The organism is Pseudoalteromonas sp. EB27, from assembly GCF_001974875.1.
In the GTDB taxonomy this organism is placed as follows: Bacteria; Pseudomonadota; Gammaproteobacteria; order Enterobacterales; family Alteromonadaceae; genus Pseudoalteromonas.
This window is the reverse complement of record NZ_MTQD01000004.1, coordinates 176,665-190,526: the sequence shown is the minus strand read 5'-3', so window position 1 is coordinate 190,526 and position 13,862 is coordinate 176,665. Positions and strand designations below refer to the sequence as shown.

Annotated in this window: 10 protein-coding genes; 1 reads left to right on the top strand and 9 read right to left on the bottom strand. The window is 42.1% G+C overall.

Translation table 11 applies throughout. The features are described 5' to 3' along the window. Nucleotides 1–8: 8 nt before the first annotated feature. A complete protein-coding gene (locus tag BW142_RS06400; RefSeq protein WP_076924316.1) occupies nt 9–1,511 on the bottom strand; it encodes a curlin in 1,503 nt (500 codons plus the stop codon). 581 nt (nt 1,512–2,092) lie between these two features. Here BW142_RS06400 and BW142_RS06395 point away from each other — a divergent pair. After that, nucleotides 2,093–4,594, top strand: a complete 2,502-nt coding sequence (locus BW142_RS06395; RefSeq protein ID WP_076924315.1) for a S8 family serine peptidase — start codon at nt 2,093–2,095, stop codon at nt 4,592–4,594. 65 nt (nt 4,595–4,659) lie between these two features. Here BW142_RS06395 and puuE read toward each other — a convergent pair whose 3' ends face one another. From puuE to xdhA, 8 genes are read right to left on the bottom strand one after another with little or no spacing between them, the layout of a single operon-like run. Then, a complete protein-coding gene (gene puuE, locus BW142_RS06390; RefSeq protein WP_076924314.1) occupies nt 4,660–5,592 on the bottom strand; it encodes an allantoinase PuuE in 933 nt (310 codons plus the stop codon). A gap of 1 nt (nt 5,593) precedes the next feature. After that, nucleotides 5,594–6,805, bottom strand: coding sequence for a urate hydroxylase PuuD (locus BW142_RS06385; RefSeq protein WP_076924313.1), 1,212 nt, complete (start codon nt 6,803–6,805; stop codon nt 5,594–5,596). Between the two features lie 4 nt (nt 6,806–6,809). Then, on the bottom strand, nt 6,810–8,174 hold the full coding sequence (guaD, locus tag BW142_RS06380) for a guanine deaminase (RefSeq protein WP_076924312.1): 1,365 nt from the start codon (nt 8,172–8,174) through the stop codon (nt 6,810–6,812). Between the two features lie 2 nt (nt 8,175–8,176). Next, entirely contained in the window at nt 8,177–8,527 is a 351-nt protein-coding gene (gene uraH / locus BW142_RS06375) for a hydroxyisourate hydrolase (protein WP_024599735.1), read from the bottom strand. Next, nucleotides 8,524–9,024: a 2-oxo-4-hydroxy-4-carboxy-5-ureidoimidazoline decarboxylase gene (gene uraD, locus BW142_RS06370; RefSeq protein ID WP_076924311.1), complete on the bottom strand. Its 501-nt coding sequence runs from the start codon at nt 9,022–9,024 to the stop codon at nt 8,524–8,526. Before uraD ends, uraH begins: the two co-directional genes overlap by 4 nt. Further along, nucleotides 9,021–9,911, bottom strand: coding sequence for a xanthine dehydrogenase accessory protein XdhC (gene xdhC / locus BW142_RS06365; RefSeq protein WP_076924310.1), 891 nt, complete (start codon nt 9,909–9,911; stop codon nt 9,021–9,023). The genes uraD and xdhC overlap by 4 nt, the downstream gene beginning before the upstream one ends. Then, nucleotides 9,904–12,243, bottom strand: coding sequence for a xanthine dehydrogenase molybdopterin binding subunit (gene xdhB / locus BW142_RS06360; RefSeq protein WP_076924309.1), 2,340 nt, complete (start codon nt 12,241–12,243; stop codon nt 9,904–9,906). The genes xdhC and xdhB overlap by 8 nt, the downstream gene beginning before the upstream one ends. Then, nucleotides 12,230–13,738 carry a xanthine dehydrogenase small subunit gene (gene xdhA / locus BW142_RS06355; RefSeq protein ID WP_076924308.1) on the bottom strand — a complete coding sequence of 503 codons (1,509 nt, stop codon included), beginning with the start codon at nt 13,736–13,738 and terminating at the stop codon, nt 12,230–12,232. Before xdhA ends, xdhB begins: the two co-directional genes overlap by 14 nt. Nucleotides 13,739–13,862: the final 124 nt, after the last annotated feature.

Below are 13,862 nucleotides of genomic sequence, written 5' to 3'. Positions count from 1 at the left end.
CTCAATAATTACATTTGAGTAATTGTTGCTGTATTTCCATCACCCATTTGGGTAACAGATACAGTGCTGTTAAAGCCAATTACAGAGCCTTCAACAATGTTATCGTTACCAATTTGAGTAACACTAAATGATACGTTTTCACCGCCAACTAAAAATGCTGATTGTTCAACGCCAGTAACCCAGTTACCTTCGCCTGTTTGTGAAATATCAATACTATGGTTGTTGCCTTCAACCATCATATCAATAAGATTTAACATGCCATTTTGTGCAATATCAATTTGGTTATCGTTACTGTCTAAAATGCCTGCAAGTGTAACAATTGCTTCGTTTTGCGAGCCATTTTGGGTAATATCGATATCGTTATTATTAGATGTAAGTGATACATCGGGGTATGACGATTGCACTAGCATTGCATTTTCATCACCAGACTGAACCAAATCAACATCGTTACCTGTGCCATTAAAGTTAGCTAAATGAACAGAGTTTAAATCGCCCACTTGATTGGTCATAAACTCATTATCAGAACCAATAACACCCATATAAGTTTCGTTTAAGTCACCCATTTGGATGGCAGTAACTTCGTTATTATCACCAATAATATCGGCAGTTGTTAAGTTTTCAGCGCCAACTTGTGTAGCAGAAACTTCGTTATTTGAGCCTTCAAACAAGTTAGATTCAATAGTATTCATTGATCCTTCTTGATCTAAATCTATTTCATTATCGTCGCCAATAACGGCTGCAAATGTTACTGCGTTTGTATTACCATCTTGTTCAATTGAAAGCTCATTAGCATCACCAGAAATGGAACTAAATGTTGCTGTATTGCGATCCCCCAATTGCTCAACTTCAAGTTCATTTTCATTACCTTGAAGACTACTTACTTTGAATGTACTCCAATATCCATCTTGTACTAAATCGAGAACATTTTCGTCGCCCGTAAGCATGGTTATTTCAGCTTCATGCCATTCACCTGTTTGTAGTGAGGTGATTTCATTTGCGTTTCCTTGCATATCCATGTTGTAGAACCAGTGGCCACCAGTGCCTTGTTCAACATCAATGATATTATCATCGCCAGTTACAATATTAATTGCTTCGTTATTTACAAAAAAGCCTTGGCCAAATTGCGTAACAAATAACATATTATTATTGCCAGTCACCTCAGTAATAAAACCATTAGCAACACCATCTTGGGCGTATACTTGCGCGTTGTTATCGCCAATAGTTGTAACTTCACCGTAGTTTCCAGATTGAAGTTGAGAAACTTCAGTTTCATTGTTGTTACCTGTCGTAGTAACAAGCATGGTATTGCTGTCGCCGTCTTGAGTTAGTAGCGCAGTATTTTCATTAAAAGTTTGTGTTAGAGTCATCGAGTTTTCAATACTTGCTACAGAAACGTTAGTAGCAAGTTCTGAGTTTGATGCTGATTTGCTTGGCGTATCTGCATAAGAGGCAAAGCTAGTACCCATTGCAATTGCTACTGCGCAGCTTAAAAGTGATTTGTTCAACTTCATTATTTTCTCCTTGAAATATTAAAACCAAACACCTTAAATTTTATAGGTTTTATAAGGTATTTGCTGTGTCAGCATGCCGTGCCGATATAATGTTTTGTGATCCACCTGAAAAGCTCTAAAGTAAAATTTACGATGTCATTAATAATTATTACTAAGCGTTTTGTCATTATTCTTAACTTACGTTTAATAACTGTTAACTATTAAGTACCCAATTACTGTATTCCTCTAATGTCATTTCTTAAATCATCATTTTTTACCAATTATTTAGTTTTTATTTTTCAGTTGCTTATGAGGGTTTTTGGTTTTTTTTATTAATTTTATATAAAAAGCAGTAAAAATTAACGGCCCTGTATTAGGTAAGTTGCTGAGTGTTAATTTCATTAAAAGGTCTGTATTTAATGTTTTTTTAATACATTAACTGGTCAAAATAGTTGGTTTTTACAGCGTTTTCATTTTTTAGCTTGTTTAATGATTCGTTTGGTTGTTTCCTAAACATATGCCATGTGATCCCTTGTACTCGAAATAGTGAAAGAACGTGCTTAGAGCATCTAAGCTAACCCAACAAAACTATGGATAGAACAATGAAAACAAAATTATCTATTATTACTCTTGCTTTACTACCGTGTTTAGCTGCAGCAAAACTTCCTGATGTGGGTGTAAAGCAATCTGTAGCTGCTAGCAGTGATTCAATAATTGTTAAATATAAAAGTAATGCAACGAAAGAAATGCGTAAGCAGGCTCGTTCATTAGTTAAAGCTAAAATTACTGATATAAATAAAGATGAAATTGACGACAGTTATACGTCTTTACTTTCAGGGCGTTTAGCTAAGTTTAAAGTGTCGGGAATGAGTACTAAAGACGCTATTGCTCTTTTAAAGTCTCATCAAGCAATTGAATACGTAGAACCTGATTATCGTGTAAGTATAGCAAGCGCACCAAATGATCCTCGCTTTGACGAGCTTTGGGGCTTAAATAATGAAGGTCAGACTGGCGGTACAGCCGACGCTGACATTGATGCAGTCGAAGCATGGACGATTTCTACAGGTAGCCGAGATGTAGTTGTGGGTGTAATTGATACAGGTATTGATTATAGCCATAGTGATTTAGCGAGCAATATGTGGGTAAATACCTCTGAAATTGCAGGCGATGGTATCGATAATGACGGTAATGGCTTTATCGATGATATTCATGGTATTAATGCGATTACCGATAGCGGTGACCCTATGGATGATGAAGGTCACGGAACGCATGTGTCTGGAACTATAGGTGCCAGTGGTAATAACTCTGTGGGAGTAGTGGGTGTAAATCATGAAGTATCACTTGTAGGTTGTAAGTTTTTAGATGCTGCGGGTAATGGTTCAACATCAGACGCTATTAAGTGTATTGATTATATGGTTGGCCTTAAAAATTCTGGAGTTAACCTACGCGTATTAAACAATAGCTGGGGCGGTGGTGGTTACAGCCAAGCATTAGCTGATGCTATAGACTCTAGCGAAGCGGCTGATTTACTATTTGTAGCTGCAGCGGGTAACGATACTATTGATAACGATGTTAACCCTCACTACCCATCAAACTATGAAAACGCCAGTGTGTTATCGGTTGCTAGTACGAATCAAACTGATGATATTTCGTGGTTTTCGCACTATGGTTTAACAAGTGTTGACATGGGCGCACCAGGCACAGCTATTTTATCTACTACACCGGGTGAAAGTTACGCGTCATACTCAGGTACTTCAATGGCAACCCCCCATGTTGCAGGTGCTGCAGCGTTAGTGTTATCGGTTAATCCTGAGCTAAGTACTCAAGAGCTTAAAGAACTACTAATGAGCTCTGGCGATGCGAATGCTGCGCTACAAGGTGTAACTGTTGCAGGTACTCGTCTTAATGTAAACCAGGCACTTATTGATGCCGATCCAACACCAGGCTTTAAAATTTCAGCCGATCCACTTACGCAACAAGTTGAGGCCGGCCAGGCTACATACTACACATTTACAATTGGCTCTATTGCCGAGTGGGATGAAGAAGTAACGCTTGAATTATCAACAACATTAGCTGGTGCTTACTTATCAGCAGTTACAGCGCGTCCTGGCGATGAAGTAAGACTTAACGTTGAAACAGACGTTGACACTCAGTGGGGTGATTACGAGCTGATGGTAACAGCTACGGCAGGTGATATTGTTAAGCAGCAATCAGTTGATTTAATGATTCAGCCTGTAGGATTAAACGACTTTACTTATAGCAGTAGTCAAAGCGTTGAAATTCCAGATAACTCACCAGTAGGGGCCGTATCAGTAATTAACATTGGCGATGATTTAACCGTATTTGGCACTACAGCAGATGTTGATATTTCTCATACTTACTCTGGCGACTTAGTGGTTAAGTTAGTATCTGCCCAAGGCACACAAGTAACACTACAAAGCAATGTAGGTGGTTCAGCAGATGATATTGTTAGAAGCTTTACGTCTGAATCATTTAACGGTGAAGTAGCTACAGGCGATTGGACACTACAAGTAGAAGATACTGCCGCAGCCGATACCGGCACAATTAATGGCTGGTCATTAACGCTAAGCGCTATTGGCGAAGTTAGCCCACAACCACCACGTGCTAGTTTTGACGTTGAGACACAAGGCTTAACAGTTAACTTTATTGATTCAAGCACTGATTCAAATAACGATATTACACAGTGGAGCTGGAGCTTTGGCGATGGTGCAACATCATCTGATCAAAACCCTATGCATGTGTATGCAGCATCAGGTAATTACGATGTAGAACTAACGGTAACAGACAGTGAAGGCAATACAAGTACATCAACTCAAACGGTTGTTGTAAGTGATGTAGAGCTAGAAATTACCTTAAAACGTGCTAATAAGTCTCGCCTTGATACTATGCGTGTAGAGCTTAGTTGGGAAAGTGTTGGCGCTGAATCACTAAGTGTTTACCGTAATGGTGAGCTTGTAGATACTACTGCTGACAGAGGTCGTTACCGTGACTACGTACGTGGTGCTACATTACCATCGTACGATTACCAATTATGTGTAACTGAAAATGTATGTTCTAACATCATTACGGTTTCATTTAACTAACTACTCCTAAAGTGACTTTAAGCCCAGCATTGCTGGGCTTTTTTTATGTTTTAAAAAAATATAAACTATGCTTTTTTATACGGATGGGTTTTAAGCCAGTGCTCGGCTATTTGCTCACGTGTGGCAAACCAAACCTGATCATGCGAGCGAGCATATTCTAAAAACCGTGCTAATGCTTTTATTCTTCCTGGTCTGCCAATTAGGCGGCAATGCAAACCTATCGACATCATCTTTGGGGCGTTTTCACCTTGTGGGTCGCCTTCCTCGTATAGTGTATCGAATGCATCTTTTAAGTAATTATAAAACTGATCCCCCGCATTAAAACCCTGCACGGCAGCAAAGCGCATGTCGTTTACATCAAGCGTGTAGGGCACTATTAACTGTGGTTTACCTTCTTTAATACTGTAAAAAGGTAGGTCGTCGCTGTAATCGTCGGCATCATATAAAAACGAGCCATTTTCTACCACAAGGGCTGCTGTGTTAGGGCTTGTGCGCCCTGTGTACCAGCCTTTGGGCTTTTTACCGGTAAGCGTTTTAATGACATCAATGGCTTGTTGCATATGCTCGCGTTCGGTTTGCTTATCTATATTTTGATAATTAATCCAGCGCAGGCCATGGCTTGCAATTTCGTGGCCTGCTTCAACAAAGGCTTTAGCTACATCGGGGTGGCGCTCAAGGGCCATCGCCACTGCAAAAATGGTGACCGGTATATCGTATTTTTTAAAGAGTTTAAGTAAACGCCATACACCTGCTCGCGAGCCATATTCGTAAATAGATTCCATGCTTATATGGCGGTCTTCTACATGTGGGGCACTGACTATTTCAGACAAAAACGTTTCAGCCGCTGCATCACCATGCAGTACACAGTTTTCGCCGCCTTCTTCGTAATTTAATACCACTTGTACAGCTATACGGGCTTTATTGGGCCAATTTGCATGTGGTACATCAGGGCCATAACCAACTAAATCGCGCGGGTAGTGTTTAAATTGCTCGCTCATGTTATTGCTCCTTTTTAAGCGCTGTGAGCCAAGAGCCTAGCGTTTCACGCTCTGCATCAGTCATGTTGGTCATATTAGCCAATGGCATGTCTTTGGTTATAACCGCACGGGTATGAATAAGCGTGCTGGCTTTTTTTACATCATTAATAGAGTCGAGCTTAAAGCCAAGTGGCGCTGCTTGAAAAAGCTTTGATGTAGGTGTTTCACTGTGGCACTGGGTACAGTGCTTGCTGATTATATCCCACGCTTGTGCGTCGGTAATACTTGCTTGTAAAGGCGCGTTTTCGTCTGCATTTGTTGATGTACTGGGCCAAGGTGCTATTGCCAGCATAAGGGCAAAAAAGGCGGCAATACCACTTACAAGTACTGAAGGTTTATTAACGCCTTGATGTTTTAAGTTAAAGTAATGGCGTATCCACATGCCAATACCAAACAGCGCAATTAAAATAAGCCAGCCAAAGCTATGGCTGTAAGTATAAGGAAAGTGATTGCTCAACATAATAAATACCACTGGTAACGTGGCGTAGTTATTATGAATAGAGCACAGCTTTGCTTTTAATCCCGGTGCGGAATCGGGAATACGGCCAGCTTCTACTTCGCTTACCATGTAGCGTTGCCCTGGCATAATAATATGGTACACATTGCCAACCATACAAGTACCAATAAGTGCACCTACATGAATATACACAGCGCGGTCGCTAAATAATTGATCAACCCCAAAAGTCCACAGAGCTAATAAACCAATAACTACAGCAATAAACACTTTGCCGTTTTCGACCAGTGAGGTTTTACACAATAAACGATAAACACCATAACCTAAGCCAATAAAACCAAGGGATGCGCCAATAGCTGCAAATTTACTTAGCTCACTTTTACTGTTATCAATTAAATACACATCGGCGCCAACATAATAAAGTAGGCTAAATAATAAAATACCGGTGATCCAAGTTGTGTAGGCTTCCCATTTAAACCAGTGCAGGGTATGCGGCATTTTTTCAGGGCCATTTTGATACTTAGCCACTTCATAAAAGCCACCGCCGTGCACGGCCCATAAATCGCCTTTTATGCCTTTGTCTTGTTTCCACTGTGGCGGGGTTTGTAAGTTATTATCAAGCCACGCAAAATAAAATGACGCCCCAATCCACGCAATGCCTGCAATCACATGAAAATAACGCAGTACTAAATGGGCAAGCTCAAATAAATAGTTTTCCATTAGGTTAAGCCTCTTCTAATTGCGGTGTGTGGGTGTCTGAAAATTGATTGTTATCATCGCGCTTGTACACACTTTTACCCATAATGTAGGTTTGCTCAACGCAGCGGTCATCACCTAGCATCATCATGGCAAAAAGTTGCTCGTGCAGGGTTTTTGCATGGCCAATTCTGAATTTTAAAAACGAGGTGGCCGCGTAGTCCATTACAATAAAGTCGGCTTCACAGCCAATAGCAAAGTTACCTATCGTGCCTTCTAAATCAAGCGCCCGTGCACCGCCAAGCGTGGCTAAATACAGCCCTTTAAATGCCGAGAACTTTTGCCCTTGTAACTGTTGAATTTTGTACGCTTCGTTACCTGTTTGCAGCATAGAAAAGCTTGTTCCTGCGCCTACATCGGTACCCATGCCTACGTTAATACCGTGCTCTTCACAGGCTTTTAAGTTTAATAAGCCTGAGCCTAAAAATAAGTTAGAGGTAGGGCAGTGCGAAATAGCCGCGTTGTTATCTGCAAGGCAGCAAAGCTCGCGCTCAGATAAATGAATACTATGAGCAAATACAGAGCGTTTACGCACCATTTTTGCTTGCTCGTACACGCCTAAGTAATCTTCGGCTTCTGGAAATAGCCCTTTTACCCATTCGCACTCGTCTTTGTTTTCAGATAAGTGTGTATGCAGGTAGGTGTCTGGGTATTCTTCAAGCAACTGAGTACATTTTTGAAGTTGCTCAGGGGTTGATGTAGGCGCAAAACGTGGCGTTACCGCATAGCTTAACCTATCAACATTGTGCCATTTTTCGATGAGTGCTTTTGATTGATCGTAACTAGTTTGCGCGCAATCTGATAAATCGTCAGGGCAGTTTCTATCCATCATTACCTTACCGGCAATCATACGTAAATTACGTTTTTGAGATTCGTTAAAAAACGCATCAACCGATTGTGGGTGCACAGTGCCAAATACCAATGCGGTGGTGGTGCCGTTACGCAGTAGCTCATCTAAAAAGCGATTAGATATGTCTTTTGAATAGTGCTCACAGGTAAACTTTTTTTCGGTTGGAAACGCGTATTCGGTGAGCCAGCTTAAAAGCTGCTCGCCGTAAGCACCCACCATTTCGGTTTGTGGCAAGTGTATGTGCGTGTCTATCATGCCGGGCATAACCAGTTTGCCATCGTGGCGTATTATAGTGGCTGATTTATCTAAGCTTGGCAGTATGTCTTGCTCGTAACCAAGTTTAATTACTTTGCCGTTTCGAATAACTAATGCGCCTTTTTCAAAATAGCGATGGGCGCTTTCGCCGGCTATAGCTGGGTCATCAACAAAGTCGAGTATGTTGGCACAAATTACGGTCATTTTATTCTTGTTTTGCGTGCTCATTGTTAGCTGCCTCTGTACGTTGAGTAGCCAAATGGGCTAAGCAATAACGGAATGTGATGGTGTTTTTTGTCTTGTAATCTAAAGGTTATTTGCGCCTCTGGGTAAAACGCTGGCATTTCTTTATTTTGATAATAACTATCTAAATCAAACTCCAGTTTGTAGGTTGCAAATTCTACGTCTGTATCTAGCCAGTCGGTAATTCGCCCATCAGTATCTGTTTTGCCTTGAGCAATTAAATGCCACTCGTTATTGCTCTGTACAAATAATTTTACTGCTACATTTGCAGCCGGTTTACCAGTGCTGGTATCGAGAATATGGGTAGTGATAGGGCTTTTTTTCATACTTTTATTCATAGCAATGACTCCAATCTTATTTTTGTTATTTTGGCTTGTTCGCCCGCTGCAATATTTAGCTCTGTACTGCGGGTGTTGTGTATGCGCTGCTCTATGAGTTCAAGCATTTGCTCGGCGCTTTTACCACTGGCACACACAATAAAAATAAAACCAAACGTGCTGAGGTACTCTCTATTAAGGGTAATCATTTTGGTAAGTACGGCTTCGTTTGCTTTGCTCATACCCGATTGCTCATGGCCCGCTTTTTGTGCAGTGGCGGCGTATTTTTTGCTAAGGGTTGATAAATCTCCTATTTGCGGGTGACCTTCAAAGGCTGCTAAATAGTCGCTCTCGCCTAGGCTATCCCATACGTTTTGCGCGCTTTGATATAGGTGCTCTTTACTTTTAAATGGCATGATATTTAGCATACCGCTTACCCAGTTAGGGGCGGCGCAGCAATGCTCTAAAGCTTGATGCGCTTGCGCCGCATTTAGATTATTAATTTTTAAGCTACTCATGCGCTTTCTTCCTCGTGCGTGGTGCTAATTAATGCATTTTTAAGTGCACGCCATTGCAGGCCTTGGCGTTTTGGCGCTTGGGTTTGCATAGCTTGATAAAGGCCAATTAACTGCCCGCTAATTGATATTGCTACTTCCATGGGGAGCTTGCCCGTTACATTTTCAAGCCCAACAGGGCAGGTCATTTGCTTTATTTGATCGGTGGTAAAGTCGCGATGAGCTAGGCGTTGTTTAAAACGTTTTGCTTTAGTGTCAGAGCCAATAACGCCCAGCCAATTGGCATCAGCGCGTTTAATAATGGCTTGGGTGAGTGCAAAGTCGAGCTGGTGGTTATGGGTCAGTATTAAGTAATTGTTAGCTTTAGGCGCACGTTTTACTTGTTCTGTTGGCTCTTCATCAACCACTTTTACTACGTTATTAGGGATTGATTGTGGAAATACATCGGCGCGGCTATCTATCCAACGTATACGCATAGGTAGTTGTGCCAATATACCAATAAGCGCTTGTGCTACATGGCCTGCGCCGTAAATGTCGAGGGTAAAGCGCTCGCATTGCATGCACTCAAGCATAACGGTGGCAGCTCCCCCGCAGCATTGGCCTAAATTTGCACCTAGGTTAAACTGCTCTATCACTTGGGCGGCTTCGCCTTTGGCAAGTAGTTCGCGGGCTTTTTCAATTACTACGTATTCAAGGTGACCACCGCCAAGGGTGTCGTAAATATGCTCGCCGCTTATTACCATTTTAGAGCCTGTGCCGCGTGGGGTTGAGCCATTTGTGCCAAGCACTGTGGCAATAACATAATTAGTGCCGCTTTGTTCGTGCTCGTTTATAGCCTGCGCCCAATTTTGAGTATGAAAACCCTGAAACGACTCATTTAAATTAGCCATTTTGATGCTCCTTAAACCAGCTAGCGGTTTGCTCAATTGCATTTAATACACGCTCAGGTGTAGCAGGCGTATCAAGTGGGGCGGTGTATTTGTAATCAGCCACACTGCTTATGGCGTTACGAATAGCGCTCCATACACTAAAGGCCAACATAAACGGCGGCTCGCCTACCGCTTTTGATCTAAATACGGTGGTTTCTGGATTGGCAGAGTTATATAAATTGACGTTAAATTCGGCGGGTGTATCGCCAATGGCTGGTATTTTGTAGTTAGCAGGACCAAAGCTTGCAAGCTGCCCTCTATCGTTCCATTGTAAGTCTTCGGTTGTTAGCCAGCCCATGCCTTGTACAAAGGCGCCTTCAATTTGGCCTATATCAAGTGCTGGGTTAATTGAGCTTCCCACATCGTGCAAAATATCAACGCGTGTTACCGTGTTTTCGCCCGTAAGTGTATCTACCTCAACTTCACTCAGTGCTACGCCGTGAGCGTAGTAAAAAAACGGCCGGCCTTCGCCTTTGGCTCTATCGTAATGAATTTTAGGCGTGGCGTAATAACCGGTTGATGAAAGCGATATACGATTCATGTAAGCAAGGCTTGCAAGTTCACTAAAGCTAATTTCGCCTTTACTAAAGGTAATTAGGTTATCTTTAAATACAATAGTGTTGCTCTCAACTTCAAAGTGCTCGCTTATAAAGTTTATTAAGCGCTCTTTTATTGTGTTTACTGCATTAAGGGCTGCCATACCGTTTAAGTCGGTACCGCTTGAAGCCGCTGTTGGTGAGGTGTTTGGTACTTTGTCTGTACGGGTAGCGCTAATGCTTACCGCGTTAAAATCAACCCCAAAACCATGAGCCACAATTTGTGCAATTTTAGTGTTAAGCCCTTGGCCCATTTCGGTGCCGCCATGGTTTAAATGTATTGAGCCATCGCTATATACATGCACAAGTGCACCAGCTTGATTTAAGTGTTGTACAGTAAACGATATACCGTATTTAACCGGCGTCATCGCAAGGCCCTTTTTTATAATAGGTGACGATGCGTTAAATGCTTTAATAGCATCTTTACGTGCCCAGTAGTCACCCGACTCCTCAAGCTGGCTTATCATATCTATTAAAATATGTTGCTCTACGGTTTGATGATACGGCGTGGTGTCGCGGCCTTTTTTGTATAAATTAAGTTTTCGGATCTCAAGCGGATCTTTACCTAATTTGGCTGCTATATCGTCCATTATTAGCTCGCCCATAATCATCCCTTGCGGGCCACCAAATCCTCTAAATGCGGTATGGCTTACGGTATTTACTTTACAGCGATTACCTTTAATTGTGGCGGCTGGGTAGTAGTAGGCGTTGTCGGCATGAAACATGGCGCGGTCTACAATTGCATCCGATAAATCGGGCGAGTAGCCACAAAATCCGTTTACGGTAATGTCGGCACCTTCTATTAAACCATATTCGTCAAAACCGACATGATAGTGGTTATAAAAAGGGTGGCGTTTACCGGTTAATTTAAAGTCGTCGCTACGGGCTAGGCGCATTTTAACTGCGCAGCCAAGGTAGTAAACCGCAAGGGCTGCAAGGCATGCCCATGGTGCGCCTTGAGTTTCTTTACCGCCAAAAGCACCGCCCATACGGCGGGTTTCTACGTTTACAAAGCTAAATGGCTTTTTTAAAATTTTAGCAACTAAGTGCTGAACCTCAGTAGGGTGCTGAGTTGAGCATTGAACATGAATCCCGCCGTCGTTATCGGGCTGAGCGAGTGCTATTTGCCCCTCAAGGTAAAAATGTTCTTGCCCGCCTATGTGTATTTCGCCTTTAAGCTGGTGGGCTGCGTTATTAATTGCGTGCTCGCTGTTACCACGGTTAAGTGAATGAGGCGGCCTTACCCAATGCTCTTTTTTTATCGCTTCTTTAATATCAAGTATTGGCGTAGTTTGCTCGCACTCAATAACCACTAGGCGAGCAGCACGGCGCGCTATTTCGTAGCTGTCGGCAACGATTACTAATACAGGTTGTCCGTGGTATTGAATTTCATGGCTGGTGAGTAATACGTCACCAGGAAATACCGGGCCAATATCTAATTTACCCGGTACATCCTTCGCCGATAAAATGCGTTTAACGCCTTCAACTGCAAGTGCGTGACTAGTATCTATTGATTTAATAAAGCCGCTTGTAACAGGCGCAAGTACTGGGTAGGCATGTAAGCAACCGTAAGGCTCAGGATTATCGTCGGCAAAATTTGCACTGCCACAAACTTGTTTAATAGCGCTTTCGTGATATTTAGATTGTCCAACGCTACCACCTTGGGCTTTTAGTTTATCCATTTCAAAGTGACGCATGTGAGATCCTCGTAATGGCAATGTTGTTATTATTTTTACTGCTACCTGGCTGTGCATCGCAAAACTCAATTCCAATACGCTGTAGCAAATTTTTGCTTACCGTACTGCGGTAATGTGCGCTGCTGCGTACATCGCTCATGGGTGCAAAGTCATCGTTTATAGCGGTAGCTGCATCTATGAAAGTGCTCACTTGTAATGATTGAGATATCAGCTTTTTCTCAATATGCTGCGCGCGTTTAGGAGTAGCTGCCATCCCACCCATAGCGCAGCGAGCTTGAGTGATCATGTTTTGTGAATGCTCTATAGCAAGCACCAAGCAAACGGTAGATATATCGTCTTCAAATCGTTTTGATATTTTATGACATGCCAGTTTTAGTGACTCTGGGCGCTTTGGGATGGTGAACTTACTAATTACTTCATCGCTTTTAAGAACCGTTTTTTTGTAATCAATAAAGTAGTCGGCAACTTTAATAGTGCGCGTGCCTGCGCTGCTTAATAAATCCATTGATGCATTAAGAGCGATTAAAAGGGGAGCTGGATCGCCAATTGGTGAGGCATTCCCTATGCTGCCACCGAGTGTGCCGCTGTTTCTTACTTGGCTTGATCCTAAGCGTTCAAATAGCTCTTTTGACTCAGGGTAATGATTATAAAATGCCTCAACAAATTGGCTATAAGGTAGTGCTGCACCAATATGTAACTCACCGTTATTATCTGCCAAGGTACAAAGCTCCTTTACTTGGCTAAGGGAGATAATTACATCCGGTAAGAGCATGTTTTGGCTAAGCTCAATGGCAAAGTCGGTGCCACCAGCAACTAAATGTGCATAAGGATAAAGCGCTTTTAGCTCAACAAGTTGTTGGGCAGTTTGTGGTAAATAGAACTTGCGAGGACCATTTTTTAAAAATGGAACATCGTCATCATATTGCGTATTAAGTGACGCTTTAAATTTTGCGGCCATTGTTGAGTACGGTTCAGCTTTACGTTCATAGCTATAGGCTTTTTCGGCTGCAAGTAATATTGGGCTATAGCCTGTACAACGGCATAAGTTACCGCCAAGTGCATGAATAACCGCTTTTTTACCGGGGTACGTAGGCTCATTAATATAAAGAGCCAACAAACTCATTATTATACCGGGCGTGCAAAAACCACATTGCGAACCATGGCACTCTACCAGCGCGCGCTGCACAGGGTGTAAATCGGTTAAATTTGGGTATAAACCAGTAGTCACAGCTTCTACTGTTACTATATGTTTTGCATGCGCATTACCTAATAACAGTAAGCAACTGTTCATAGTTTTGTATTGCCAGCTAGCTTGCCCGTTTGCATTTATACGCTCTTCACCCACTAAAATAGTGCACGCGCCACAGTCGCCAGTTGCACAGCCTTCTTTGGTGCCCATTTTCCCTTTTTTGGTGCGAAGCCAGTCCAAAATGGTGAGACTTGGCGAACATTCTTGTATTTCAATTGGCGTGTTATTTAATAAAAATTGAATCACACAGACCCCCTTAATTTTTATAAAGCCCTGATACATAAAGGCTTGGCATATGTTTTTTCTTGTTGTTTGCGCTCGGGTAAGAAAAATACTTTTTAATCTTGGTAAGTATATTGCAGTTACCATG

Coding starts and splice junctions, on each gene's coding strand:
- BW142_RS06400 (WP_076924316.1), bottom strand. CDS start 1,511: ATGAAGTTGAACAAATCACTTTTAAGCTGCGCAGTAGCAATTGCAATG.
- BW142_RS06395 (WP_076924315.1), top strand. CDS start 2,093: ATGAAAACAAAATTATCTATTATTACTCTTGCTTTACTACCGTGTTTA.
- puuE (WP_076924314.1), bottom strand. CDS start 5,592: ATGAGCGAGCAATTTAAACACTACCCGCGCGATTTAGTTGGTTATGGC.
- BW142_RS06385 (WP_076924313.1), bottom strand. CDS start 6,805: ATGGAAAACTATTTATTTGAGCTTGCCCATTTAGTACTGCGTTATTTT.
- guaD (WP_076924312.1), bottom strand. CDS start 8,174: ATGAGCACGCAAAACAAGAATAAAATGACCGTAATTTGTGCCAACATA.
- uraH (WP_024599735.1), bottom strand. CDS start 8,527: ATGAATAAAAGTATGAAAAAAAGCCCTATCACTACCCATATTCTCGAT.
- uraD (WP_076924311.1), bottom strand. CDS start 9,024: ATGAGTAGCTTAAAAATTAATAATCTAAATGCGGCGCAAGCGCATCAA.
- xdhC (WP_076924310.1), bottom strand. CDS start 9,911: ATGGCTAATTTAAATGAGTCGTTTCAGGGTTTTCATACTCAAAATTGG.
- xdhB (WP_076924309.1), bottom strand. CDS start 12,243: ATGCGTCACTTTGAAATGGATAAACTAAAAGCCCAAGGTGGTAGCGTT.